We start from the raw sequence: 23,467 nt of genomic DNA on the forward strand, positions 1-23,467 counted from the left end.
CCCTCGGCGCCCCCGAGGACAAATCACGATTTGTTCTCCTCGGCCGAAACAGTCGTATCCTCGATGGCGACACCATCGAGGACATGACCCATGAACCTGCATCGCTCCGATCTCTACCGCATCCATTTCGATCGCTATCTGAGGTTCGGAACGCCGATCGTCTTGCCCGTCGAGCGCAAGGACGAGCACGCGACCGACCGATATGTCTGGCGCTCTCGCCATGACGAGAAAGTTCGCCCATCCCATCGCGCCAACGACGGCCGCATCTTCTCTTGGGATCACCCGCCCGAGACCGGGCATCCCGGGGAAGAACCGAACTGCCGCTGCGAGGCAATCCCCTACCGCTCCGGCGAAACGGAATTCGCGTACCACACGTTCACGTCCGACCTCTCGTCTTCCAACCGGCGGTGGGAAGACTCCGATTTCGTGACGCATTTCTATACGGGCGGCGGTCGAGCGGTCACTCTGACGGAAATCGGTCACCTCGCCGAAATCGCGAACGTCTACGCCTATGAAACTGGCGTCGAGGGCGCGTTCCGGCGGTTGGCCGATCAAATCGCCGATGCGGCACGAGAGAAGCAGGCCGGCCCGATCGATTATCCCTTCGGGAATACTTACGATTTCGGCAGGATCGCCTTCTCACACGGAAATGCGGCCGTGAAGGGAGATTTCCTCGGGACAAAGACGGACCTCGGCGAAATGTTCCGTATCGAGGGCACCTCGACTTTCGAATTCAGTGACGTCTTCACCGACCCGCTCGACATCCGCGATCCCTATCGACGCGACCACCGCGCGGTTCCATTCGAGTTTTCATGGACGGCCCGACAGATATCGACCTATGATTGCAAATCGAATGTCGAACGCGCAGTCGAGGCGATATGGGAGCCACTCGAGCATCGACGCGGCGTCTGGGAGGCACTCACCGATGTCGGCGGAACGGCTTACGACGTGAACGGGAACTGGACGACTTCCTTCGTCGCCGAAGTCTTCGTGGACGCATCCCGAAGCATCTATACCGTGAGACGATGAGATGCCGACCATGCCGAAGACCCTGAGCACGATGATCCTGCGCGGCCTGCGCTGGTTCGGGCTCGGGCTTGCCGGCCTCGTCCTCCTCGTTGTCGCGGTCCTGATGCTCAACTGGACCGTCGTTCTCCTGACCTTCGCGACCATGACCGTCGAACTGCCGAACGGCGCGGTCGTCGCCCGCGCCTTCGACTGGAAACTCCATCCCCGCGCCGATCTCTGGGCCTCCCGCGACGGCCCCCTGCTCGTCCGTGACATCGACATGATCTGCTGGGACGAGACGACGATCAAAGGCTTCTCCGACTCGATCAGACGCCCCGACTGGACCGCCTATGGCGTCGGTTCCTTCCTTTGGACCAAGGGGGAAGAGAAAGCCTTGACCTCGGAAAGTCCGGAATACATGCCGCGCGTACGAGCCTCGAGTCTGTTGCGGAATTCACCGGGTTGCTTCGGCCTGTCCGGTGGCTACGTCGGCGGAGAACTGATCCTCCGTCATCCCGACCGGATCTCGTCGCCCCTGCGAGCGAAGCCGCGCAGCGAAGACGCCCGTCGATGAGGCTCGCTCCGGCGGGGCTCTTCTTTGTCACGCCCCGCGCGCGGCCGTCGCCATCGCCTCGATGCCCGCCTTCACGTAAGCCCCGTCGTGGCCGACGGTCACGAGGCCGAAGCCGCGCCGTGCCAGTTCGCCCGCTCGCGCGCCCGATCCGCCGAAGATGCCGGCGATCTTGCCCGTCCGCGCGCAGGCCGCGACGATCCGCGCCAGGGGCTCGTCGAGGAGCGCCGCTTCCGGGTCGAGCAGGCCGCCGTCGGTCAGCGCGATGCAGAGATCGTTCGGCCCGACGAAGACGCCGTCGATGCCGTCGACCGCCAGGATCTCGTCGAGGGCTTCGAGCCCCTCGCGCGTCTCGATCATGGCGAGCACTATCGAGAATCCGTCGGCGCGGGCGAAATAGTCCGGCCCCGTCGCGATGCCGGCGAGCGCCATCGCCCGTCCCGGCCCCCAGGAGCGGCGGCCGCGCGGCGGGAACTTGGTGAACTCGACGAGGCGCCGGGCGTCGGCGGCCGAGTTGATCATCGGCGCGATCACCCCGGCCGCGCCGCAGTCGAGCGCGCGGGCGAGCGAGGCGAAGTCCTCGACCGGCGCCCTGACGATCGCCGGGCATCCGGCCGCCGCGGCGGCACCGATCAGCCCCGGCACCGCGTCGATGCCGAAGAGCCCGTGCTGCATGTCGAAGACCACCGCCTCGAGGCTGGTCCGCGCCACGATCTCGGCGAAGAGCGGATCGGCGAAGCTCACCCAGCCGGCGAGGAGCGGTCGGCCTTCCGCGAGACGATCGGCGAGGCGGAAGGCGGGTGCGAGCGGTTGGGCCACAGAGGGGGACGGCATCGGAGCCTCCGAAAGAGAAACGGCGCGCGTACCTTAAGGCACGCGCGCCGCATCTCGAAATCCGTTCGGGCGAGGATCAGGCCCTCTTGATCTGCTCGATCGCCATGGGCATCAGCTCGTCCATGGTGCGGCGGATCTGATGCTCCGACTGCTCGATGCCGGCCGCCTTCAGGTCGGTGAGCACCTTGGCGATCACGTCCTGGTCGCCGGCCTCCTGGAGATCGGCGATCACCACGGACTTGGCGTATTCCTCGGCCTTGTCGCCGGAGAGGCCCAGCTTTTCGGCGACCCACAGGCCCAGGAGCTTGTTGCGCCGCGCGGCAGCCTTGAACTGAAGCTCCTCGTCGTGGGCGAACTTCTTCTCGAAGGCATCTTCACGCTTGTCGAAGGTCGTCATGTCTTCGATTCTCCTGGAAATTTCCCCCTGGATCCCATATAGGGTCCATGAACGGCAGAATGAATAGCGGCCGGCCATGTTCCGATCAACGAGACGTTCGTCCGATGGACGGAGCGCCGGCGGTCCGAACGGGCCGGCATCGTTTGTTCCGCCAAGTTGAGATCAGGCGGCGTTTCGGCTAGGGTGCCCGCGACCAGCGCGCGGGTGCGAGAGGCGTCGGCCTCTTCCGTCCCGCGCGTCGTTCTTCGTGCGGTTCCCGCATCTTGCGATGCGTGTTCCCGGAACGAACGCCGCCTCCCCTTCGGGCACCCGTCCGCAGGGGTCAAGAGTCGTCGCCCGCGTGTCGCGTATCGGGCGCCGGCTTCCAAGGAGGCCTTCGGCCCAATGGATTTTCTCTCGAAGTCACGGTACGTACCCATGAATCGTCGGCGTCGCATCTACGAAGGCAAGGCCAAGATCCTCTATGAAGGCCCGGAGCCGGGAACGCTCATCCAGCACTTCAAGGATGACGCGACCGCCTTCAACGCCAAGAAACATGCCGTCATCGACGGCAAGGGCGTGCTGAACAACCGGATCTCGGAGTTCGTGTTCAACCAGTTGAACGCGCTCGGCGTGCCGACCCACTTCATCAAGCGCCTCAACATGCGCGAGCAGCTGATCCGCGAAGTCGAGATCGTTCCGCTCGAGGTGGTCGTGCGCAACGTCGCCGCCGGCTCGCTGTCGACTCGCCTCGGCATCCCCGAGGGCACGCAGCTGCCGCGCTCGATCATCGAGTTCTATTACAAGAACGACGAGCTCAACGACCCGATGGTGTCGGAAGAGCACATCACCGCCTTCGGTTGGGCGTCCCCGCAGGACATCGACGACATCATGGCGCTCGCCATCCGTGTCAACGACTTCCTCTCGGGCCTCTTCCTCGGCGTCGGCATCCGTCTCGTCGACTTCAAGATCGAGTTCGGCCGGCTCTGGGAAGGCGACATGATGCGCATCGTGCTCGCCGACGAGATCTCGCCCGACAGCTGCCGCCTGTGGGACCAGTCCACCGGCGACAAGCTCGACAAGGATCGCTTCCGTCGCGACCTCGGCGGCATGCTCGAGGCCTATCAGGAAGTCGCCCGTCGCCTCGGCATCCTCAACGACAACAACGGCCCGGCTCCCGCCGCACCGACCGTCGTCGAGTAATCGACCCGAGCGATCGGACATGCGAATTCACACGGCCGCCCCTCGGGGCGGCCGTCGTCGTTTCGGGCGACGGACGGGTCGTTTTCGGCGCCGGGCCGATGACTTTTTCGTGCGGTGGTATCCGTTCGGCTTCACCCTGAGGTGCCCGGCGGCGCCGGGCCTCGAAGGGCGAAGCCACGACGGGCGGTGCCTCTCGGCCCTTCGCCCTTCGAGGCTCGCTTCGCTCGCACCTCAGGATGAAGGACCTCCGCGACGGATCCGATGGATCGAGGCAGCTCACCGTTGGAAAACGCCGCTTTCCCTTGCCCCCCGCGCCCTCGCGTGCTACGCGCGGGGCCATCGGGCGTGACCGTCCCGGGCGCCGTCGTCCGGGGCGCGTCCGCCGTTTTCGCCGGACCCGATCCCCGTCAAAGCCGAGGTTGCCCCCATGAAAGCCCGCGTCACCGTCACCCTGAAGAACGGCGTTCTCGATCCGCAGGGCAAGGCCATCCAGGGCGCTCTGAAGAGCCTCGGCTTCGAAGGCGTCGACGACGTCCGCCAGGGCAAGCTGATCGAGCTCGAGCTCGCCACCGCCGACCGCGCCGAGGCCCAGGCCGAGCTGACCGACATGTGCGAGAAGCTCCTCGCCAACACCGTCATCGAGAACTACCGGATCGAACTGATCTGAGGCGCCTCGCCTCTCGTTCGCCCTTCCCGTCTCTCGCGAGGGCCGCCCCCGGCCCGCAAGGATGAGCCCATGAAGTCCGCCGTTCTCGTCTTCCCCGGCATCAACCGCGAAAACGATCTCGCCCGCGCCTTCCACGAAGTGTCCGGCGTCAAGTCGCACATGGTCTGGCACACCGAGACCGAACTGCCGGACGTCGACGTGGTCGCCATCCCCGGCGGCTTCTCCTACGGCGACTATCTGCGCTGCGGCGCCATCGCCGCCCGCTCGCCGATCATCGAGGCGGTGCGTCGCCACGCCGCCCGCGGCGGCTACGTGCTCGGCATCTGCAACGGCTTCCAGATCGTCACCGAGATCGGCCTTCTGCCCGGCGCGCTGATGCGCAACGCCTCGCTGAAGTTCATGTGCAAGGAGGTCAACCTGCGCGTCGACAACGCGAAGACCGCCTTCACCTCGGCCTACACCGATCGTCAGGTCATCCGCTGCCCGATCGCCCACGGCGAGGGCAACTACTTCGCCGACGCCGAGACGCTGGCGCGCCTCGAGGGCGAGGGCCGCGTGGTGTTCCGCTACTGCGACGACAAGGGCGAACTGACGGCGCAAGCCAACGTCAACGGCTCGATCAATTCGATCGCCGGCATCACCGACGAGCGCGGCCGCGTCCTCGGCATGATGCCGCACCCGGAGAACCTGATCGAAGCGCTGCAGGGCGGCATCGACGGCCGCGGCCTGTTCGAGAGCCTCGCCGAGGTCGCCTGATCGAAGCGCAATGCGCCGGGCGCGGCCCGGCTCTCCCTCTCCCCCGCCGGCAGAGGGACGGTGCCCGCCGCAAGGCCGAGGCGACGAAGGAACGACACGATGCTGAAGAACGACATCGCCATCACCCCCCAGCTCGTCAAGGACCACGGCCTGAAGCCGGACGAGTATCAGCGCATCCTCGACCTGATCGGTCGTGAGCCGACGCTGACCGAGCTCGGCATCTTCTCGGCCATGTGGAACGAGCACTGCTCGTACAAGTCCTCGAAGAAGTGGCTGAAGCAGCTGCCGACCAAGGGCGAGCGCGTCCTCATCGGCCCCGGCGAGAACGCCGGCGTGGTCGACATCGGCGACGGTCAGGCCGTGGTCTTCAAGATGGAGAGCCACAACCACCCCTCCTACATCGAGCCCTATCAGGGCGCGACGACGGGTGTCGGCGGCATCCTGCGCGACGTCTTCACCATGGGCGCGCGGCCCATCGCCGCGATGAACTCGCTGAGCTTCGGTGAGCCGACCCACCCCAAGACCCACCACATCGTCTCGGGCGTCGTCGCCGGCGTCGGCGGCTACGGCAACTCCTTCGGCGTGCCGACCGTCGGTGGCGAGGTCCGCTTCCACAAGAGCTACAACGGCAACTGCCTGGTCAACGCCTTCGCCGCCGGCCTGCTCGATGCCGACAAGATCTTCCTGTCGGAAGCCAAGGGCGTCGGCATGCCGGTCGTCTATCTCGGCTCCAAGACCGGCCGCGACGGCATGGGCGGCGCCACCATGGCCTCGGCCGAATTCGACGAGAACTCGGCCGAGAAGCGCCCGACCGTGCAGGTCGGCGACCCCTTCGCCGAGAAGCTGCTGCTCGAGGCCTCGCTCGAACTCATGGCCTCCGGCGCCGTCATCGCCATCCAGGACATGGGCGCGGCCGGCCTCACCTGCTCGGCCGTCGAGATGGGCGCCAAGGGCAACCTCGGCCTGACCCTGAACCTCGACAAGGTGCCGACCCGCGAGCCCGGCATGACCGCCTACGAGATGATGCTGTCGGAGAGCCAGGAGCGCATGCTCATGGTCCTCCATCCGCACCTCGAGGAGAAGGCCGAGGCCATCTTCCGCAAGTGGGGCCTCGACTTCGCCATCGTCGGCTACACCACCGACACGCTGCGCTTCGTCGTCGAGCACCACGGCGAGGTCATGGCCGACCTGCCGATCAAGGATCTCGGCGATCAGGCCCCCGAATACGATCGCCCCTGGGTCGCCCCGACGCCGCTGCCGGTGCTCGCCACCGCCGACGTGCCGGCCCCCGCCGACTATGGCGCGGCCCTGCTCGACCTGATCGGCTCGCCCAACCTGTCGTCGCGCCGCTGGGTCTGGGAACAGTACGATCACCTGATCCAGGGCAACACGGTGCAGCGTCCCGGCGGCGACGCCGCGGTCGTCCGCGTCGAGCGCCCGAACGGCGGGACGCCCAAGGGCCTCGGCTTCACCTCCGACGTCACGCCGCGCTACGTCCAGGCCGATCCCTACGAGGGCGGCAAGCAAGCCGTCGCCGAGACCTGGCGCAACCTCTCCGCCGTCGGCGCCCGTGGCATCGCCATCACCGACAACCTGAACTTCGGCAACCCCGAGCGCCCCGAGATCATGGGCCAGCTCGTCTTCGCCCTGAAGGGCATCGGCGAGGCCTGTATCGCGCTCGACATGCCGATCGTCTCCGGCAACGTCTCGCTCTACAACGAGACCAACGGCGAGGCGATCCAGCCGACCCCGACCATCGGCGCCGTCGGCCTGATGGACGACGTCACCAAGACCGTCGGCGTCGGCTTCGCCCACGCCCGCGACGTGATCCTGCTGGTCGGCGAGACCACCGGCTGGCTCGGCCAGTCGGCCTATCTCGCCGAACTCCACGGCCGCGAGGAAGGCGCCCCACCGCCGGTCGATCTGGCGACCGAGAAGAAGCACGGCGACTTCGTCCGCGAGGCCGTGATCGCCGGCCGTCTGACCGCCGCCCACGACCTCTCCGACGGCGGTCTGCTGATCGCCCTCGCCGAGATGGCCATGGCCGGCAGGAAGGGTGCCCGCGTCCTGCTGCCGGAGACCGACGTCGCCCTCCACGCCTTCCTCTTCGGCGAGGATCAGGCCCGCTACGTCCTGACCGCCACCGCCGAGGAAGCCGCGAAGCTGATCGTCGATGCGGCCGCGGCCGGCGTGGCGATCACGGCGATCGGCGAGGTCGGTGGAAACGAGCTCGTCGTTCCCGGCCACTTGACGGTTTCGGTGGACGCCCTACGTCAGCGGCACGAATCTTGGATGCCGAACTACATGAGCGCCGCCTGATCGGACCCGTGGTTCGGCATGTGGTGTTTGCGTCGCGAAGCCGACAATCCGTCGGCCTTGCGCGAAAGGGAGAACGACACGCATGGCGATGACCGCTCAGGAAATCGAGAAGTTGATCAAGGACGCCTTCCCGGCGGCCCAGGTGACCATCACCGACCTCGCCGGCGACGGCGACCACTGGGCGGCGGAAGTCGTGAGCCCGGAGTTCGCCGGCAAGTCGCGCGTCCAGCAGCACCAGCTGGTCAACGCCGCGCTGAAGGAGGCGCTGGCCGGTCCGCTGCACGCCCTGTCCTTGACCACCCGCGCGCCGGCGTGATCCCATTCCAGTTCGGTTCCACCCCCGGCCCTTGAAGCCGGCGAAGAGAAGGAAGCCCCTATGTCCGACGTCAAGACCGCCATCGATGCCGAAGTGAAGTCCAACGACGTGCTGCTCTTCATGAAGGGCACCCCGAAGATGCCGATGTGCGGCTTCTCCGGTCAGGTCGTTCAGATCCTCACCCACCTCGGCGTGCCCTTCAAGGGCGTCAACATCCTCGAGTCCGACGAGCTGCGTCAGGGCGTGAAGGACTATTCCAACTGGCCGACCTTCCCCCAGCTCTACGTCAAGGGCGAGTTCGTCGGCGGCGCCGACATCACCCGCGAGATGTTCCAGGCCGGCGAGCTGCAGACCCTGCTCAAGGAAAAGGGCCTGATCGCCGCCTGATCGGGCCGCGACGCTCGATCCCACTTTTCGACGTCCGGGGAGCGATCCCCGGCCGTCGCCGTTTCGGCCAACCTCTTCCGCGACATGTGGATTTCCACATTCGGCGCCGCGACGCCTTCCCCCCGCGACCGAGCCGGCTAAAGTCTGCGCGCCGTTGCGTCGGGGGAATTCACGGCGGCGAGGAGAAGGCTCGAATGACGAACATGACTGCCACGAAACCGGTCGACGAGAACGACGTCGGCGACATCCTGCACCGGGTGAAGGCCATTCTGGTCGGCTCGGCCGGCAACCTCGTCGAATGGTACGACTTCTACGCCTACTCCGCCTTCGCGCTCTATTTCGCCGGCGCCTTCTTCCCCAAGACCGATCCCGTCGCGCAGATGCTGTCGACCGCCGGCATCTTCGCCCTCGGCTTCTTCATGCGCCCGATCGGCGGCTGGCTCTTCGGCCACATCGGCGATCGCCACGGCCGCCGCACCTCGCTGATGCTGTCGGTGCTGCTGATGTGCTTCGGTTCGCTGATCATCGCCGTGACGCCGACCTACGCCACCATCGGCGTCGCCGCGCCCGCCATGCTGCTCGTCGCCCGCCTGCTGCAGGGCCTCAGCCTCGGCGGCGAATACGGCTCGTCGGCGACCTATCTCTCGGAGATGGCGACGCCGCACCGCCGCGGCTTCTACTCGTCGTTCCAGTACGTGACGCTGATCGGCGGCCAGCTGGTGGCGCTGATCGTGCTGCTCGTCCTCCAGAACTGGATCCTCTCGGCGGCCGAGCTGAAGGCCTGGGGATGGCGCATTCCCTTCGTCATCGGCGCGGCTCTCGCGCTCTCGACCCTGTGGATGCGGCGCAACCTGCCGGAGACCGAGGCATACACCAAGGTCTCGGCGAGCGAGCGCACCAAGTCGTCCTTCATGGGCATGTTGGAGCACCCGCGCGAGGTGGCGATCGTCGTCGGCCTGACCATGGGCGGCACGCTCGCCTTCTACACCTACACCACCTACATGCAGAAGTTCCTGAAGCTCTCCGCCGGCCTCTCCGATCACCAGACCACCTGGATCTCGGCCGGTTCGCTGATCTTCGCCCTCTGCCTCCAGCCGCTCTACGGCGCGCTCTCCGACAAGATCGGCCGCCGCCCGCTGCTGCTGACCTTCGGCGTGCTCGGCACCCTCGGCACCGTGCCGCTGCTGACCGCCATCCAGTCGACCCGCGACCCGTGGATCGCCTTCGGCCTGATCGCCGTCGCCTGGATGGTCGTCTCCGCCTACACCTCGATCAACGCCGTGGTGAAGGCCGAGCTCTTCCCGGCTGCCGTCCGGGCGACCGGCGTCGGCCTGCCCTACGCCCTCGCCGTGTCGATCTTCGGCGGCTCGGCCGAATACGTCGCGCTGTGGTTCAAGGATGCCGGCATCGAATCCGGCTTCTACTGGTACGCGACCTGCGTCATCGCCTGTTCGCTGCTGGTCTATTTCATCATGCCCGACACCAAGGCGACCTCGCGGATCGACGCCGAACTCGGCTGAGCCGCGCGGCCGCCCGCCCCCCCGCGCGACGGCCGACCGCCACCGCGCGGGGGCGGTTTGCCCCTCCCGGCCGAATCTGTCACTCGCAGGAGAGTGGGAGTTCGCGGGAGAGCGTGACGTCATGGTGCAGACTGCCGCGGAACCGGCCCGCCGATCGCCCGATCCGGCCATCCTCGCTCTCGTCGTGATCGCGCTCGCCGTGACGATGCCGCTGTGGAGCGTCGCCACGCTGCCCGCGATGGACTATCCCTCCCATCTCGCCCGCCTCCACATCCTGACCGACGGCCTCGGCCCGGCGCTCGCGCGCTACTATCGCGTCGAACCGCAGCTCCTGCCCAACCTCGCGATCGACCTCGTGGTGCCGCCGCTCGGCCGCCTCCTGGGCGTCGAGACGGCGTTCCGCGTCGTGATCACCGCGATCATGCTGCTGCCGCTTCTCGGCGCGGCGCTGCTGCAGTCGGCGCTGTTCGGCCGCATCGGGCTCGGCGCCGTCGCTGCCGGCGCGTTCCTGTTCAACGGCACGCTGACGCAGGGCTTCTTCAACTCCGCCGCCGGCTCGGGCCTCGCCCTCGTCGCGCTCGCGCTGTGGATCCGCCTCGCCGCGCGCCCCGGGCTGCGGCTGGCGGTTACGACGACGCTCGCCTCCGCCGTCTGGCTCTGCCATGCCTTCTCGTTCCTGCTCCTCGGACTGATGATCGGTGTCCTGGAGCTCGCCGACGCATGGCATCGGCGCGACCTCGCCCCCCGCCGCGTCGCGCTTCGCCTCGTCGGCGTCGCCGTCGCCTTCGCGCCTGGCCTGATGGCCTTCGCCCTCGCCTTCCACGCGCCCGCCGACGCCGAGATCGACTTCGATGTCGTCGGCAACCTCGTGAGCCTGCTGCTCGCCGGCGGCGACGACGGCACCGGCTTCCTCCCGTCGTATCTGGTGCTGGTGCCCGTCGCGACCCTCCTCGTCGCCGCCTGGCGCAATAGATGCATCCGCCTTCACCCGCCGCTCGCCGTCCTCTGCCTGACCCTCGCGGTGATCACGGTGGTGATGCCCGAATCGATCGCCGGCGGCACCAAGGTCGGCCAACGCATCGCCCCGGTGCTGTGGGTCGTGTTCTTCGCATCCGCCACCTTCGGCTGGTCCCGGCGCGTCGAGACCAGCCTCGTCGCCGTCGTCGCGCTGTCGGTCGTGGTCCAGGCCGGCCTCGTCACGACCGCCTGGATGCGGCGCGACGGCGAGACCGCCGAATTCCGCCGCGCGCTCGCCAAACTGCCCGTGGGTGTCCGCATCGCGCCGGTGACCGATGCCGTCGATGCCCGCTTCGGCACCAGGTCCCACCTGATCGACTACGCGGTCACCGATCGTGACGGCTTCAGCCCGATCTTCTTCACGCTGCCGGGTCAACAGATCGTCCGCCGCACGGCGGAGGTGGAAGACCTCGGTGCGGCGAACACGTTTCAGAACAATGCCATCCTCGCGGACTGGTTCCTCGGTCTCGACGATCGTCCGGCGAAGATCCACCCGGCCATCCGTTCGCACTGGCCCTGGCTGGTCCGCTGGTCCTGCCGCTTCGACGTGGTCGCGTTCTTCCGCGCGACAGATCGCCGCCTGCCGGCCGATCCGCGCCTGGAGCCGCTGGAGACGGGAAGCTTCTTCGATCTCTACCGCGTGAGACCCGCCGAGCACTGCCGCAGCGCTCCGCCCTCCCCGAGCGCGTCGGCCGGCGCCGGGTCGTGAGCCTCAGCGCTCGTGGTCGTGGCCGCGATCATGATGGTGATCGTGACCATGTCCGTGCTCGTCGTCGTGGCTGCACCCGCAGCCCGGCCCGTGACCGGGCAGGCCGGTGGTCTCCGCCGCACCCGCCTCGCCACGACACTGGGCGCACAGGCCGCGAATCTCGATCGTCCGGCCCTCGACGGCAAATCCCGAGCGCGCCGCCTGCGCCGCGACGATCGCGTCGATGCCTTCCGCCGACCATTCCTCCACCCGCTTGCAGGCGGTGCAGACGGCGAAGACCGTGCCCTTGGCATGGTCGCGGCCACAGCAGGCGAAATAGGCGTTGAGGCCCTCGAGACGATGGATTCGCCCGGCCTTCTCGAGGCGGTCGAGCGCGCGATAGACCACCGGCGGCGACTGGATGCCGCGCGGCCGCAGCCGATCGAGCAGCTGATAGGCGCTCATCGGCGTCTCCGCCGCCGTGAGGGCCTCCATCACCGCATCGTCCGTCGCCGCGCCGGTCCGCGCCATCTCGTCGCTCCTTCGATCCTGTCGACCCTGCCAGATTAGGCCATTCCGGCCTCCGCGTCAGCGTCACGGGCGCGGATCGGCCTCCCATCGGCAAGATCCGTCCTCCGTACACGGACTTGCGGAAAATTTTCGGCAAATCGCGACAAACGAGGCAAGGACTCGCTGCCCCAACGTCATTTCGGGCGACATTTTTGGTTGTCACCCCGGCGAAAGGATGACATCCTCGTTTCATCCGAAGAACGTTCGGTTCACCGAACCGCCTCCGGAGAGTTCCCGCCCTTTCCCCTCGGCCCGCGAATCGCCCGATCTCGGTCATCGGTTCGTCACGATGGGGGTCTATCCAGGGCTCGTCAGTCACTCGAACGCAATGCCTCGCCCAAGGGCGGGGAGATCTTTTCGGAAGGAGTTGTCGCGAGCGCGTCGGGACATGAGTTTCCCGACCGGCGAAAAAGGAGGTTCCCATGGGACGGAGTGCGATGAACACCTCTGCCGCCTACGAAACCATCGACCGGCGTGATTGGACCGATCCCTGCATCGAGCCGACGCTGAACGAAATCCTCGCCGATCCGATGATGGAGCTCGTATTCCGATCCGACAAACTGCGTCGCGAGAACGTCGAGTCGTTCCTGCGCCATCAGGCCGGCCGGCTGGCCGCCGAGCGTCCCTGGACCGCTCCCTGCCGCTGCGCCTGATCGGACGGACGATCGGTTTTCCTGAACGAAGCGCCCGCGCGAGACCTCTCGCGTGGGCGTTTTCACATGGTGCGACAAACCGAACGGCCACCGACACCCTCCCCGGTCGCCCGCTGCGGCACCCCGAAACGAGAAAGGCCGCCGGATCGCTCCGGCGGCCTTCGAATGTCTGCGGTCGAACCGATCAGCGCGAATAGAATTCGACGACCAGGTTCGGCTCCATCTGGACCGGATACGGCACGTCGGACAGGCCCGGGGTACGGACGAGCTTGGCGACGAACTTGTTGTGATCCACCTCGATGTACTCCGGCACGTCGCGCTCGCCCGACTGGGCGGCCTCGAGCACCAGGGCGAGCTGCTTGGAGGCGTCCTTGACCTCGACCACGTCACCGACCTTGAGACGGAACGACGCGATGTTGACGCGGCGACCATTCACCTTCACGTGGCCGTGGTTGATGAACTGGCGGGCGGCGAACACGGTCGGAACGAACTTGGCGCGATAGACCACGGCGTCGAGACGACGCTCGAGCAGGCCGATCAGGTTCTCCGAGGTGTCGCCCTTGAGGCGCATGGCCTCCTGATAGGTGCGCTTGAAGGCTTTCTCGGAGATGTTGCCGTAGTAGCCCTTGAGCTTCTGCTTGGCCTTCAGCTGCTGGCCGAAGTCCGAGAGCTTGCCCTTGCGGCGCTGGCCGTGCTGGCCCGGGCCGTACTCGCGCTTGGCGACCGGGGACTTGCCACGGCCCCAGATGTTTTCGCCCATGCGGCGATCGATCTTGTACTTCGCGGAATGACGCTTAGACATCGCGGTCTCACGTTTGTTGGCGCGGAAGGGAGGCCCTACCGCTGTTTCTGTGTGAGCGCGCCCTCCTCTGCTCCCTCTCGGGAGCCGACAGGTTCCACGTCCGAGCGTTTCGGCGGGATCCACGGGAGCACGTGAAATGACTTCGCGGACCTCTCGGCCCGCGAAGTTGGCTGTCGTTTAGATCCTCGGGCGCCGAATGTCAAACCCGTGACGGGGAAACCGCCCGAAATCAGCGATTTCGCGACACCATCGCGAAGAGTGCGCCCTGCGGATCGATCATCTGCACGATCCACGCCCCACCGGGCACTTCCATCGGCCCGTGGACGGTGCGCGCGCCTTCCGCCTTGGCCCGATCCTCGGCCGCGCCGAGCGCCTCGACCGAGACGTAGAACAGCCAGAACGGCACCGGCATCTCGGCCATCTTCGTCATCATGCCGCCGGCCTGACGATCGCCGATCCTGAAGATTCGATAGGCACCGAGATCGCCCATCGGCATGTCGGTGTCCTTCGTCCAGCCGTACTGGTCGGCATAGAAGGCGAAGGCCTTCTCCATGTCGCCGGCGAAGAGCTCGTGCCAGCCGATCGTGCCGGGCGTGCCCTCCGGCAGCCGCGGCTGTTGCGGCGGCGGGTTCGACGGCGCGAACAGAATGTAGGCCGCACCGGTCGGGTCGGCGACGACGGCGAGACGGCCGACATCGGGAATGTCCATCGCCGGGCGCCGCACGCCGCCACCGGCCGCGACGAGGCTCGCGACCGCCGCATCGACGTCGGCGACGCCGACGTATCCGGTCCAGCACGGCGGCACGCCCGCTGCCTTCAGCTCCGGCGTCAGCGCCATCATGCCGCCGATCGGCCGATCGCCGACCGACAGGATCGTATAGGCGTGCCCCGGCATACCGCTGTCGCAGGCCTTCCAGCCCACCACCTTGGCGTAGAAGGCGGCAGCCGCCTCGATGTCCTCGGCGAGGTATTCGTACCAGACGAAGTCCGCATTCATGGTCATGGCTTCCCTCCTACGGTCGGAACCGTCCGACCAAAAAGCATGGCGACGTAGCGTTTCAGATGACGCAGGTTCTCGACCGCCGAGGCCGCCCCGCCGCCCGCCTTGGCGACGATGAAGGCGCCCTGGATGACGGCTTGCGTGTGCAGCGCCAGGCTCTCGGCCGTCCAGTCGGCCGCCGGAGCGTAGGCGGCGCGGGCCTCGGCGATGTCGGCGACGAGGCTTTCGGCATGGCCGTAGATCGATCGGCCGCAGGCCTCCGCCACCGCCGGCCGCGTCACGAAGGTCTCCTGCACCATGGTCCCGGCGAGGCAGGAGAACGGCAACTCGCCCCCCTCGACCAACGCGATCCTGAGATCGAGATAGGCGAGGATCCGGTCGACCGGATCGGCGTGGGCATGAAACGCGGCCGTCTCGAAGAAACCGCCGATCATCGCCGACCAGTGACCGGCTGCGGCGATCGCCAGCGCTTCCTTGCTGTCGAAATGGTGGAAGAAGGCCCCCTTCGACACACCCGCCGCGGCGCAGACGTCCTCGACCCGCGTCGCCTCGTAGCCCTTGGTGCGGATCACCGTGAGCGCGGCATCGAGGATCTTCGTGCGTCCGTCGGGTCTCATCGTGGGTCCTCGTCGGAGAATGCGAGTGGCGCTGCGCGCGTATTTCTCGGCCGAACGTCGAGTGATCCGGGGGCCGTGCCGGGTCCGGGTCCGGGCCAGTTCCCTGCTCCCCGAAGGTCCCCAGGAACACCGACCTTCGACCGCTCTCCCCGTCTCACGCCGCCGTTCGCGCAACATACCGACTGGTCGGTTTGTTGCCAAGCCCCTTTCTTGCGGCGACGGGGCCGAGACCGAGCGACGAGATGCGGCGAGAGGTGCTCGGCGCGGGAGCGGTTCGTGCTGCGTCGCCTGTTCGGAGGCGGTCCACGCCGCGGCAGACCGCCCGGAGCCGACAGCGTCGAGGCCGTCGAGGTGGCGAAGGACTGTGCGGCAGGGGCGCGTTGCGCGATACCGTGATCCCGGCGAATCGCGCGATACGCCGCCCGGATCGGTGCGGCGCGTCGGAGACGGAAGTCGGGTCGACGAAGGGCCGGAAGGCCCCTCACCCTCACACCGCCAGTCCGAACCCCGCGACGAACTTCGCCAGTGCCGGGGCCGGCGCCCTGCCCGAGGTGAAGATTGCCCGTCCGCCGCCCGCCCCGGTCGTCGTCGCCGGGCCGATCAGCTGCACCACTCGCCGGGCGATCGCCGGCGCCGGGTCGATCCACGTCACGTCCCACGGTGCCAGCCGGCGGAAGTGGTCGATCAGGAAGGGATAGTGTGTGCAGGCGAGGACCACGTGGTCGGTCTGCCGCCCCTTCTTCTTCCTGAAACACGGGCGGATCTCGGCGGCGACGTCGGCGTCGGCGATCGTGCCGCCCGCCATGAAGGTCTCGGCGAGGCGCGCGAGACGCGTCGAGCCGACCAGCGTCACGTCGACGTGGCTGGCGTAGGTGTCGACCAGCGCATGGGTGTAGTCGCGCTTGACCGTGCCCGGGGTCGCCAGTACCGAGACCAGGCCCGTCTTCGTCGCCGCCGCCGCCGGCTTCACCGCCGGCACCGTACCGACGAAGGTCGTCGCGCAGGCATTGCGCAGATGCGGCAGCACCAGCGTCGAGGCGGTGTTGCAGGCGACGACGAAGAGATCGGGCGCATGGGTTTCGACGAGACCGCGGGCGAGATCGACGATCCGCGTCGTCAGAGCCGCCTCCTCCCAGTCACCGTAGGGAAAACCGGCGTCGTCGGCGACATAGATCAGTTCGGCGTCCGGCCGCGCCGCGCGAATCTCGCGCAGCACCGACAATCCGCCCACCCCGCTGTCGAAGACCAGAATGCGGGCGCGCCGCCCCAGGCGGTCGACGCCGCGTTCCTCTGCGTCCATCCGGCTCGCGCCGGCGCTCTCGCCGTCGTTCATCGACGTCCCCTCGGGCCGACGCCGCGGAGCGGCGTCTCGGTGATGCGCGACAAGGAGAGGGAAAAAAGAGGGCGCGAGCGAGACGCAAAACCTGACAGCGCCCGGCCCCGCAAAGAGGAATAGCCGAGCAGGGTTAAGGCGAGGTTGAGGAAAGATTGACGAAAAATGAAGGCCGGATAAGGACTTCCGTCCCGTTTCCGGATCACGTTGCGTCACCCTCGCGCCGCTTCGCCTCGAGCTCGGCGCGCGCCTGGTCGAGCCGCGTCGGCCGTCGCTCGAGCGCCGCGATCACGCCGCGCAGCGTCCTGACCTCCTGTTCGGAGAGCCGCGCCTTCTGGAAGATCTGGCGCAGGTTGCGCACCATCAGCTGCCGCTTGGCCGCCGGCCGGAAGAACTCGACCTGATCGAGCGCGCCTTCGAGATGATCGAAGAACGACAGCACGTCGCCCTTGGAGGCCTGCGGCGAACGCTCCTTCTCGCCGAACGGCGTCCACGACGGATCGCCCACCACCTGCCGCCGCCACTCGTAGGCGTTGACCAGCACCGCCTGGGCGATGTTGAGCGAGGCGAAGACCGGATCGACCGGGATCGTCACGATCCGATCGCACAGGCCCACCTCGTCCGAGGTCAGACCCCACTTCTCGCGGCCGAAGACGAGGCCCGTCGCCGCCCCGTCGCGCGCCGCCAGCATCAGCGAATGCGCCGCCACCGCCGGGCTCTCGACCTCCTTGGCGATGTCGTGCGGCCGCGCCGTGGTGGCGAAGACCAGTTCGAGATCGGCGATCGCGTCCTCGAGCCGGTCGAAGAGCCGCACCTCGTCGATGATCGCATCGCCGCGGCTCGCCGCCGCCCGCGCCTTGTCGTTCGGCCAGCCGTCGCGCGGCTTGACGAGACGCAGCTCGCGCAGACCGAAATTGGCCATCGCGCGCGCCGCCGCACCGATGTTCTCGCCCATCTGCGTCTCGACCAGCACGATCACCGGGGGGCGCGGGCCGGAAGCGGCCTGCGAGGGGCTCGCGACGTCCGTCATCGTCCAATTCTCCGTCTCTCGAAGGGCGGAGGCCTAGCGCAATCCGGCCGTCCTGTCGACGTGTCGAGCCCCCCGACCGCCGCACTTTTCCTCGTCCTTCGCCGAAGGCAAGGGTTGGCGCATTTCCCACCGCCATGGTAAGGAGCCCCGCGACAATTCAACGCTCCCGGTGGCAGTGCTCCGACCACCCGCGTCGGAGACCGGAAGCGTCCAGAGAGGACACGCATATGGCGAAGATCAAGGTGGCGAACCCGGTCGTCGATCTCGACGGCGACGAGATGACCCGCATCATCTGGCAGCTGATCAAGGACAAGCTGATCCTGCCCTATCTCGACCTCGACATCGAATATTACGATCTGTCGGTCGAGAACCGCGACGCCACCAACGATCAGGTCACCGTCGACGCCGCCAACGCCATCAAGAAGCACGGCGTCGGCATCAAGTGCGCCACCATCACGCCGGACGAAGCCCGCGTGAAGGAGTTCAACCTCAAGGAAATGTGGAAGTCGCCGAACGGCACCATCCGCAACATCCTCGGCGGCGTGATCTTCCGCGAGCCGATCATCTGCAAGAACGTGCCGCGCCTCGTCCCCGGCTGGACCCAGCCGATCGTCGTCGGCCGTCATGCCTTCGGCGACCAGTACAAGGCCACCGACTTCAAGTTCCCCGGCAAGGGCACGCTGTCGATCAAGTTCGTCGGCGAAGACGGCGCGGTGATCGAGAAGGAAGTGTTCAAGGCCCCCGGCGCCGGTGTCGCCATGGCCATGTACAACCTCGACGAATCGATCCGCGACTTCGCCCGCGCCTCGCTGAACTACGGCCTGCTGCGCAAGTGGCCGGTGTATCTGTCGACCAAGAACACCATCCTCAAGGCCTATGACGGCCGCTTCAAGGACATCTTCCAGGAAGTCTACGAGGCCGAGTTCAAGGAGCAGTTCGTCGCCCTCGGCATCACCTACGAGCACCGCCTGATCGACGACATGGTCGCCTCGGCGCTGAAGTGGTCCGGTGGCTACATCTGGGCCTGCAAGAACTACGACGGCGACGTCCAGTCCGACACCGTGGCGCAGGGCTTCGGTTCGCTCGGCCTGATGACCTCGGTGCTGCTGACGCCCGACGGCAAGATCGTCGAGGCCGAGGCCGCCCACGGCACCGTCACCCGTCACTACCGCGAGCACCAGAAGGGCAAGGAGACGTCGACCAACTCGATCGCCTCGATCTTCGCCTGGACCCGTGGTCTCGCCCATCGCGCCAAGCTCGACGACAACGCCCAGCTCGCCAAGTTCGCGCTGACCCTCGAGAAGGTCTGCGTCGACACCGTCGAGGCCGGCTTCATGACCAAGGACCTCGCGCTCCTGGTCGGCGCCGACCAGAAGTGGCTGTCGACCACCGGCTTCCTCGAGAAGGTCGCCGCCAACATGGAAGCCGAGATGGCCACCTGGGGCTGATCGGTTCGATCCGAAAATGCGAAACGGCGGGGGAGACCCCGCCGTTTTCGTTTGCCCCGAGGGCTCAGCATCTCGGGCTCAGCATCTCGCCGGAGCCGTGGGCGAAGAGATGTCCGACGCCGCCGGACGACGCCACCCCACGGCATCGCCCGGCCGCGCCGGCCCCCTGAGACGACGCGCGCGTGTCAGCCGCGGCGCGCCGCCCGAACCCAATAGGTGATCGACGGATCGCCCGTCTCGCGACCGCGTCCCCGCGCCTCGAGAACCGCGCTCGTCGCCTCGCGGCCGCGATCGCCGCCGCGCGTCGGCCGCCGCACCGTCGGGCGCCGCCGCGTCGTCGCGCCGTCGCCGGCCACCAGCCCCTCGCCGGTCGCGCCGGCGAAGGCCGCACGCAGCCCGTCGACGACACCGGCCCGGCGCAACATTTCGCTCGCCCCCCACAGGATCGGGAAGGCCGCCGCCGCCATGGCTTCCGGCGCCGCGCCGACCATCGCCACGGCCTCCGGCCCGGCGAAACGGCCGATCAGGGCGGCGAGCCCCCAGGCGGTGGCGGCGATGACCACCTGCGTCGCGGGCTTCTCACGCCCCAGGCCCGTTGGAACGGACCCCGCACCACGACGGGCGCGACCTTCCGGACAGGAACCCTTCGCAAACATCCCGACCCCCAGAGTGTTCGTAACAAACTAACATTGCCATCGCCGATCATGGTTAACAAGCAATGAAGGCTGCTCCGCCACACTTTCGTCGAGTACGTTGCATTTCTGCCGCATTCCCGCCACCCGAGCGCGTGGCGCGGGTCCGTGTGCCTGTTGACGCCGGGGCGATCCTCTCGATATGTTTATAACAAGTTAACAGTTCGGCAGTGCCGCCATGTCCGAGTACGAGCACTCCGCCGGCCGCCCGGCGTCTTCCGCCATGGTCGAGCGCCTCTTCGCCGACCTCGACGAGCGGCTGGAACTCGCCGCCCTGCTCTATGCCAACGCCTGCTATTTCGACCCCGAGCGGGCGCGCCGCATGCGCCACGCCTTCGATGCGCGCGTCGGCCGGGCCGAGATCCTGCTGCAGCGTGATGCCCCCCTGCCCGCGCCGCAGCCCACGGGCGGCGCCAACCGTGCCCAGCGCATCGAGAGCGAGATCGCCGCCTTCATCGCCGACAACGGCAAGCCGGTGACGATCGACGAGGTGCTCGAACATCTGGTCGCCCTGTCGCTCGGCGAACCGCGCGCCAGCCTGATCACCCGCATGAGCCGCATGGCGGCGAGCGGCCGGCTGATGCGTTCCGGCCGCGGCTACTACGAGCTCGGCGTCGACGCCTGACGGCGCGCGCCTTCGCACTCCCCCGCCCTTCGAACGGCTTGCCCCTCCCGACGCGTCGGGCCACTCTCGCGACGGGAGACGTCGGGGAGGCAGCCGAGGCATGGACGGACGCGAGGAAGACGCGCGCGCAGACGATCGGAGCCAGACGACGGACGGACGTCCGCGGGTCGAGGCCTTCCGCCAGATCGTGATCTGGCCCCTGCAGCTGATGCCGCGCGAGGGCGACGACCGCCCGCCGTGGGAACGTCTGATCGAGGCGGACGGCCCCTGGTCCGAGCTGCAGGACGACTTCCCCACCGATCCGAGCCTCTATCAGGAGCGGCACTATCGCGAGTTCGTCGCCTTCCTCCCCCATGTCCGCCGCTTCCTCTACGGCGAACGGGCGACGTCCTCCGGCCTGACGACCTACGGCGAGAGCCCGATCCGCATCTTTCGCCGCACCGACGTGGCGCGCGTCCGCGTGACGCTGCCCGACGACGGCCGCGCCATCGAGCTCGATCTCGTCCACGTCGACCTCTACTTCTTCTACGACGTCGACGTGGTGATGCCGGTCATCGAGATCGAGGCGCACGACCTGTCGCTCGCCGACGCCCAGGAGATCGTCTATCGCTTCGGCCGCGCCTATCCCGCCGGCTGGGACGAGGCGGGGCGGCCGATGAACTGCCTGCGCACCGTCGAGTGGCTCGCCGCCGACGGCAGCGTGCTCGCGACCTCCGACGACGACGCCCGCGGCCGCTTCATGGCCGCCGTCTGCCGCCACCAGACGACCGCCCTCTCCGCTCACTGGGAATGGCTGCTGGCGCCCCTGTCGCTCGACCCGACGCGCGATCCGGCGGTCGCCGCCTATCGCCAACTCGAGTTCCATCGCATGCCGATGATGGCCTTCCTGGCGCTCGACGATCCTCGCGCCCTGTCGCGCCCGGACGCCATGCGTCTCGCCTTCGCCTCCGCCCCCGGCCATCCCGACGAGCTGCCCTACGGCACCGAGTTCCTCGCCGACTTCGAGCGCGAGCACTGCCTCGACCGCTTCCACGACGCCAGCCGCCGCGACGGCTGGAGCGACACGCGGCTGATGTGCTCGGGCCAGGCCTTCGTCGCCGTCGGCGATGGGGCGAGCCGCTTCTTCCTCGACGCCGAACGCGGTTTCCTCGCCCAGTTTCGTCACCAGTTCTTCCTCGCCGGCCTGATCGCCCATTTCCACCGAGCGAGCCTCCTGATGTTGCAGGACCGGCTGGTGACGACCATGAACCGGCTCGATCCGCGCCGGCGCGAATCCGTCGGCCGTTTCCGCCACGACATCCGCGCCACGCTCGAGGTCTTCCTGCGCTTCACCCACCGCTACTACTTCTCGGAAATCTCCGATCAGGCGCCGATCCGCGAGGTCTTCCGCCTGTGGACGCGCCAGCTCGGCACCGAGCGGCTCTATCAGGAGCTGCGCGAGGAGATCTCCGACATGGCGGGCTATCTCGAGACCGACCTCCTGCGCCGTCAGGCGGTCACCATCCTGCAGCTGACCGTCGTCACGCTCTTCAGCCAGATCGGCATGCTGGCGACCGGCTTCCTCGGCATGAACATCTTCGCCTGGGCCGAGGCCGAGCCGCTGGAGAAGCTCGGCATCTTCCTCGCCGTCGCCGTACCTTCCGCGCTGGTGACCCTCTACACCGTGTTCAAGGCGCGCCGCCTCGCCTTCTTCCTCGACAGTCTCGCCAACGAGAAACTGACGTGGAAGGCGAAGTTCGCGGCTCTGAAGGAGATCTGGAAGAGCGGCCCGATCGGCTGATCAGACGATCTCGTCGGTCGACTTCGGCGTCTCGTCGATCTCTTCCAGCGCGATGTCGCCACGCGGTGTCACCGCCTCGCGCGACACCCGGTCACGCGCCACCGAGCGGATGTGGGCGGCGATGCCGACGTTCTTCTGCATCAGATACTGCAGATCGTCGGCATCGAGCACGAGGAGGCGCGTATGGGTCAGCGCCACCACGTCGGCCGATCGCCGCGCCCGCCGCAGCACCGCGATCTCGCCGAAGAACGTGCCCTCCGACAGCTTCACCTTCTCGCTCGGCAGGTGGATCTCGACCGTGCCGGAAGCGATGAAATACATCGAATGCGCCGGCTCGCCCGACGCCGTGACGATCGTTCCCGCCTCCACCGTCTGGGCGCGCAGCAGGCGCATCACGTCGGCGATCTCGGCGGCCGAGAGCTGCGAGAACAGCGGCACGCGCGCCACCATGCCCCAGGTCACGACGAAGTCGCGGCTGTGGATCTCGCGCGCGAAGGCGGTGGCGATGATGCCGACCGGCAGCGCGAACATGCAGAAGCCGAACAGCATGACGACGCCGGCGAGCGCACGGCCCGCCGCCGTCACCGGCACGATGTCGCCGTAGCCGACGGTCGTCAGCGTGGTCACCGCCCAATACATCGCGACCGGAATCGAGCCGAAGCGGTCCGGCTGGATCGCCCCCTCGATCGCGTGCATCAGCGACGCGGCGGTGACGATCAGGCCCATCATGACGACGGCGCTCGCCGCCAGCGCCCGCCGCTCCGAGGCGACCGCGTTGAAGAGCGAGCTCATGCCGGCGGAATAGCGGGCGAGCTTGAGGAAGCGCAGCAGGCGGAAGACGGCGAAGACGCCGACGTCGTAGACGCCGAAGGCGAAGCCGACGAGGCTCGGTGCCACCGCGAGGAAGTCGACCACGGCGGTCGGTGCCAACAGGTAGTGCAGTCGCGCGCCGATGCGCCCGTAACGTTTCAGCGGCACGTGCTCGTCCGACACCCAGACGCGCAGGCCGTACTCGAGCGCGAAGAGGACGACCGTCCAGACCTCGATCGCCAGGAAGACCGGCCCGTAGCGCGCACGCAGCTCCGGCACGGTCTCGAGCACCACCGACGTCACGTTGACGACGATCAGCAGCACGATCGCCCGCTCGATCGCGGTGGCGATGCGATCGCCGATCGGCGGAACCTCGAGAATCTCGAAGATCCGCCGTTTCCAGGTCGCCTTCGTCGAACCGGTCATCCCGAAGGCCTCGCGTCTC

At 67.7% G+C, this 23,467-nt stretch carries 24 protein-coding genes; 14 read left to right on the forward strand and 10 right to left on the reverse strand.

Annotated features, from left to right (window positions below):
* The first annotated feature begins 90 nt into the window (after positions 1-90).
* On the forward strand, positions 91-1,029 hold the full coding sequence (locus tag ACT541_RS19180; RefSeq protein ID WP_476138734.1) for a minor capsid protein: 939 nt from the start codon (positions 91-93) through the stop codon (positions 1,027-1,029).
* 10 nt (positions 1,030-1,039) lie between these two features.
* The gene (locus tag ACT541_RS19185; RefSeq protein WP_476138736.1) at positions 1,040-1,582 is read left to right on the forward strand and encodes a hypothetical protein; all 543 of its coding nucleotides are present in this window, start codon (positions 1,040-1,042) and stop codon (positions 1,580-1,582) included.
* Positions 1,583-1,609: 27 nt separating this feature from the next.
* On the opposite strand, the gene ACT541_RS19190 is transcribed toward ACT541_RS19185, so the two are convergent.
* Positions 1,610-2,413 carry an HpcH/HpaI aldolase family protein gene (locus tag ACT541_RS19190; RefSeq protein WP_476138738.1) on the reverse strand — a complete coding sequence of 268 codons (804 nt, stop codon included), beginning with the start codon at positions 2,411-2,413 and terminating at the stop codon, positions 1,610-1,612.
* Positions 2,414-2,489: 76 nt separating this feature from the next.
* Positions 2,490-2,810: a DUF1476 domain-containing protein gene (locus ACT541_RS19195; protein ID WP_476138740.1), complete on the reverse strand. Its 321-nt coding sequence runs from the start codon at positions 2,808-2,810 to the stop codon at positions 2,490-2,492.
* A 384-nt stretch (positions 2,811-3,194) separates the two neighbouring features.
* Between ACT541_RS19195 and purC the strand changes: the two genes are divergently transcribed.
* The 8 genes from purC to ACT541_RS19235 all read left to right on the forward strand — a co-directional run bounded on the left by purC (position 3,195) and on the right by ACT541_RS19235 (position 11,683).
* Positions 3,195-3,992: a phosphoribosylaminoimidazolesuccinocarboxamide synthase gene (purC, locus tag ACT541_RS19200; protein ID WP_476138742.1), complete on the forward strand. Its 798-nt coding sequence runs from the start codon at positions 3,195-3,197 to the stop codon at positions 3,990-3,992.
* Positions 3,993-4,419: 427 nt separating this feature from the next.
* Entirely contained in the window at positions 4,420-4,659 is a 240-nt protein-coding gene (purS, locus tag ACT541_RS19205; RefSeq protein ID WP_476138744.1) for a phosphoribosylformylglycinamidine synthase subunit PurS, read from the forward strand.
* 69 nt (positions 4,660-4,728) lie between these two features.
* Complete coding sequence (gene purQ / locus ACT541_RS19210; protein WP_476138746.1) at positions 4,729-5,415, forward strand: phosphoribosylformylglycinamidine synthase subunit PurQ; 687 nt, start codon at positions 4,729-4,731, stop codon at positions 5,413-5,415.
* A gap of 99 nt (positions 5,416-5,514) precedes the next feature.
* Positions 5,515-7,734: a phosphoribosylformylglycinamidine synthase subunit PurL gene (purL, locus tag ACT541_RS19215; RefSeq protein WP_476138748.1), complete on the forward strand. Its 2,220-nt coding sequence runs from the start codon at positions 5,515-5,517 to the stop codon at positions 7,732-7,734.
* Positions 7,735-7,816: 82 nt separating this feature from the next.
* The gene (locus tag ACT541_RS19220) at positions 7,817-8,050 is read left to right on the forward strand and encodes a BolA family protein (RefSeq protein WP_476138750.1); all 234 of its coding nucleotides are present in this window, start codon (positions 7,817-7,819) and stop codon (positions 8,048-8,050) included.
* Between the two features lie 60 nt (positions 8,051-8,110).
* Positions 8,111-8,437 (forward strand): Grx4 family monothiol glutaredoxin, encoded by a 327-nt coding sequence (gene grxD, locus ACT541_RS19225; protein ID WP_476138752.1) that lies wholly within the window; start codon positions 8,111-8,113, stop codon positions 8,435-8,437.
* Positions 8,438-8,631: 194 nt separating this feature from the next.
* On the forward strand, positions 8,632-9,957 hold the full coding sequence (locus ACT541_RS19230; protein WP_476138754.1) for an MFS transporter: 1,326 nt from the start codon (positions 8,632-8,634) through the stop codon (positions 9,955-9,957).
* A 121-nt stretch (positions 9,958-10,078) separates the two neighbouring features.
* The gene (locus ACT541_RS19235) at positions 10,079-11,683 is read left to right on the forward strand and encodes a hypothetical protein (protein WP_476138756.1); all 1,605 of its coding nucleotides are present in this window, start codon (positions 10,079-10,081) and stop codon (positions 11,681-11,683) included.
* 3 nt (positions 11,684-11,686) lie between these two features.
* Here ACT541_RS19235 and ACT541_RS19240 read toward each other — a convergent pair whose 3' ends face one another.
* Positions 11,687-12,193, reverse strand: a complete 507-nt coding sequence (locus ACT541_RS19240) for a Fur family transcriptional regulator (RefSeq protein ID WP_476138758.1) — start codon at positions 12,191-12,193, stop codon at positions 11,687-11,689.
* Positions 12,194-12,669: 476 nt separating this feature from the next.
* Between ACT541_RS19240 and ACT541_RS19245 the strand changes: the two genes are divergently transcribed.
* The gene (locus ACT541_RS19245) at positions 12,670-12,885 is read left to right on the forward strand and encodes a hypothetical protein (RefSeq protein ID WP_476138760.1); all 216 of its coding nucleotides are present in this window, start codon (positions 12,670-12,672) and stop codon (positions 12,883-12,885) included.
* A gap of 184 nt (positions 12,886-13,069) precedes the next feature.
* Here ACT541_RS19245 and rpsD read toward each other — a convergent pair whose 3' ends face one another.
* The 5 genes from rpsD to ACT541_RS19270 form a co-directional block, all read right to left on the reverse strand.
* Positions 13,070-13,687: a 30S ribosomal protein S4 gene (gene rpsD / locus ACT541_RS19250; protein ID WP_476138762.1), complete on the reverse strand. Its 618-nt coding sequence runs from the start codon at positions 13,685-13,687 to the stop codon at positions 13,070-13,072.
* A gap of 229 nt (positions 13,688-13,916) precedes the next feature.
* Positions 13,917-14,684, reverse strand: a complete 768-nt coding sequence (locus ACT541_RS19255) for a VOC family protein (RefSeq protein ID WP_476138840.1) — start codon at positions 14,682-14,684, stop codon at positions 13,917-13,919.
* 2 nt (positions 14,685-14,686) lie between these two features.
* Positions 14,687-15,304, reverse strand: coding sequence for a TetR/AcrR family transcriptional regulator (locus ACT541_RS19260; protein WP_476138764.1), 618 nt, complete (start codon positions 15,302-15,304; stop codon positions 14,687-14,689).
* A gap of 487 nt (positions 15,305-15,791) precedes the next feature.
* Positions 15,792-16,637: a glutamate racemase gene (murI, locus tag ACT541_RS19265; RefSeq protein ID WP_476138766.1), complete on the reverse strand. Its 846-nt coding sequence runs from the start codon at positions 16,635-16,637 to the stop codon at positions 15,792-15,794.
* Between the two features lie 202 nt (positions 16,638-16,839).
* On the reverse strand, positions 16,840-17,667 hold the full coding sequence (locus tag ACT541_RS19270; protein WP_476138768.1) for an RNA methyltransferase: 828 nt from the start codon (positions 17,665-17,667) through the stop codon (positions 16,840-16,842).
* 227 nt (positions 17,668-17,894) lie between these two features.
* On the opposite strand from ACT541_RS19270, the gene ACT541_RS19275 reads away from it, so the two are divergent.
* A complete protein-coding gene (locus ACT541_RS19275) occupies positions 17,895-19,115 on the forward strand; it encodes an NADP-dependent isocitrate dehydrogenase (protein ID WP_476138770.1) in 1,221 nt (406 codons plus the stop codon).
* A gap of 185 nt (positions 19,116-19,300) precedes the next feature.
* Here the strand turns inward: ACT541_RS19275 and ACT541_RS19280 are convergent, their stop codons facing one another.
* Positions 19,301-19,678 carry a hypothetical protein gene (locus ACT541_RS19280; protein ID WP_476138772.1) on the reverse strand — a complete coding sequence of 126 codons (378 nt, stop codon included), beginning with the start codon at positions 19,676-19,678 and terminating at the stop codon, positions 19,301-19,303.
* Between the two features lie 307 nt (positions 19,679-19,985).
* Between ACT541_RS19280 and ACT541_RS19285 the strand changes: the two genes are divergently transcribed.
* Positions 19,986-20,432, forward strand: a complete 447-nt coding sequence (locus tag ACT541_RS19285; protein WP_476138774.1) for a hypothetical protein — start codon at positions 19,986-19,988, stop codon at positions 20,430-20,432.
* Positions 20,433-20,532: 100 nt separating this feature from the next.
* Positions 20,533-22,212, forward strand: coding sequence for a hypothetical protein (locus tag ACT541_RS19290; RefSeq protein ID WP_476138776.1), 1,680 nt, complete (start codon positions 20,533-20,535; stop codon positions 22,210-22,212).
* Here the strand turns inward: ACT541_RS19290 and ACT541_RS19295 are convergent, their stop codons facing one another.
* Positions 22,213-23,448: a cyclic nucleotide-gated ion channel gene (locus tag ACT541_RS19295; RefSeq protein WP_476138778.1), complete on the reverse strand. Its 1,236-nt coding sequence runs from the start codon at positions 23,446-23,448 to the stop codon at positions 22,213-22,215.
* Positions 23,449-23,467: the final 19 nt, after the last annotated feature.

The sequence above is a fragment of the Pinisolibacter sp. DMC100 genome (assembly GCF_056313705.1).

Bases quoted from the DNA above. Each gene is read 5' to 3' on its own strand.
- ACT541_RS19240 (WP_476138758.1), bottom strand. From the start codon at position 12,193: ATGGCGCGGACCGGCGCGGCGACGGACGATGCGGTGATGGAGGCCCTC.
- rpsD (WP_476138762.1), bottom strand. From the start codon at position 13,687: ATGTCTAAGCGTCATTCCGCGAAGTACAAGATCGATCGCCGCATGGGC.
- purC (WP_476138742.1), top strand. From the start codon at position 3,195: ATGGATTTTCTCTCGAAGTCACGGTACGTACCCATGAATCGTCGGCGT.
- purS (WP_476138744.1), top strand. From the start codon at position 4,420: ATGAAAGCCCGCGTCACCGTCACCCTGAAGAACGGCGTTCTCGATCCG.
- ACT541_RS19255 (WP_476138840.1), bottom strand. From the start codon at position 14,684: ATGAATGCGGACTTCGTCTGGTACGAATACCTCGCCGAGGACATCGAG.
- ACT541_RS19285 (WP_476138774.1), top strand. From the start codon at position 19,986: ATGTCCGAGTACGAGCACTCCGCCGGCCGCCCGGCGTCTTCCGCCATG.
- ACT541_RS19220 (WP_476138750.1), top strand. From the start codon at position 7,817: ATGGCGATGACCGCTCAGGAAATCGAGAAGTTGATCAAGGACGCCTTC.
- ACT541_RS19235 (WP_476138756.1), top strand. From the start codon at position 10,079: ATGGTGCAGACTGCCGCGGAACCGGCCCGCCGATCGCCCGATCCGGCC.
- ACT541_RS19245 (WP_476138760.1), top strand. From the start codon at position 12,670: ATGAACACCTCTGCCGCCTACGAAACCATCGACCGGCGTGATTGGACC.
- ACT541_RS19195 (WP_476138740.1), bottom strand. From the start codon at position 2,810: ATGACGACCTTCGACAAGCGTGAAGATGCCTTCGAGAAGAAGTTCGCC.
- ACT541_RS19270 (WP_476138768.1), bottom strand. From the start codon at position 17,667: ATGACGGACGTCGCGAGCCCCTCGCAGGCCGCTTCCGGCCCGCGCCCC.
- ACT541_RS19295 (WP_476138778.1), bottom strand. From the start codon at position 23,448: ATGACCGGTTCGACGAAGGCGACCTGGAAACGGCGGATCTTCGAGATT.
- ACT541_RS19275 (WP_476138770.1), top strand. From the start codon at position 17,895: ATGGCGAAGATCAAGGTGGCGAACCCGGTCGTCGATCTCGACGGCGAC.
- purQ (WP_476138746.1), top strand. From the start codon at position 4,729: ATGAAGTCCGCCGTTCTCGTCTTCCCCGGCATCAACCGCGAAAACGAT.
- purL (WP_476138748.1), top strand. From the start codon at position 5,515: ATGCTGAAGAACGACATCGCCATCACCCCCCAGCTCGTCAAGGACCAC.
- ACT541_RS19260 (WP_476138764.1), bottom strand. From the start codon at position 15,304: ATGAGACCCGACGGACGCACGAAGATCCTCGATGCCGCGCTCACGGTG.
- ACT541_RS19180 (WP_476138734.1), top strand. From the start codon at position 91: ATGAACCTGCATCGCTCCGATCTCTACCGCATCCATTTCGATCGCTAT.
- murI (WP_476138766.1), bottom strand. From the start codon at position 16,637: ATGAACGACGGCGAGAGCGCCGGCGCGAGCCGGATGGACGCAGAGGAA.
- ACT541_RS19185 (WP_476138736.1), top strand. From the start codon at position 1,040: ATGCCGAAGACCCTGAGCACGATGATCCTGCGCGGCCTGCGCTGGTTC.
- ACT541_RS19230 (WP_476138754.1), top strand. From the start codon at position 8,632: ATGACGAACATGACTGCCACGAAACCGGTCGACGAGAACGACGTCGGC.
- grxD (WP_476138752.1), top strand. From the start codon at position 8,111: ATGTCCGACGTCAAGACCGCCATCGATGCCGAAGTGAAGTCCAACGAC.
- ACT541_RS19190 (WP_476138738.1), bottom strand. From the start codon at position 2,413: ATGCCGTCCCCCTCTGTGGCCCAACCGCTCGCACCCGCCTTCCGCCTC.
- ACT541_RS19290 (WP_476138776.1), top strand. From the start codon at position 20,533: ATGGACGGACGCGAGGAAGACGCGCGCGCAGACGATCGGAGCCAGACG.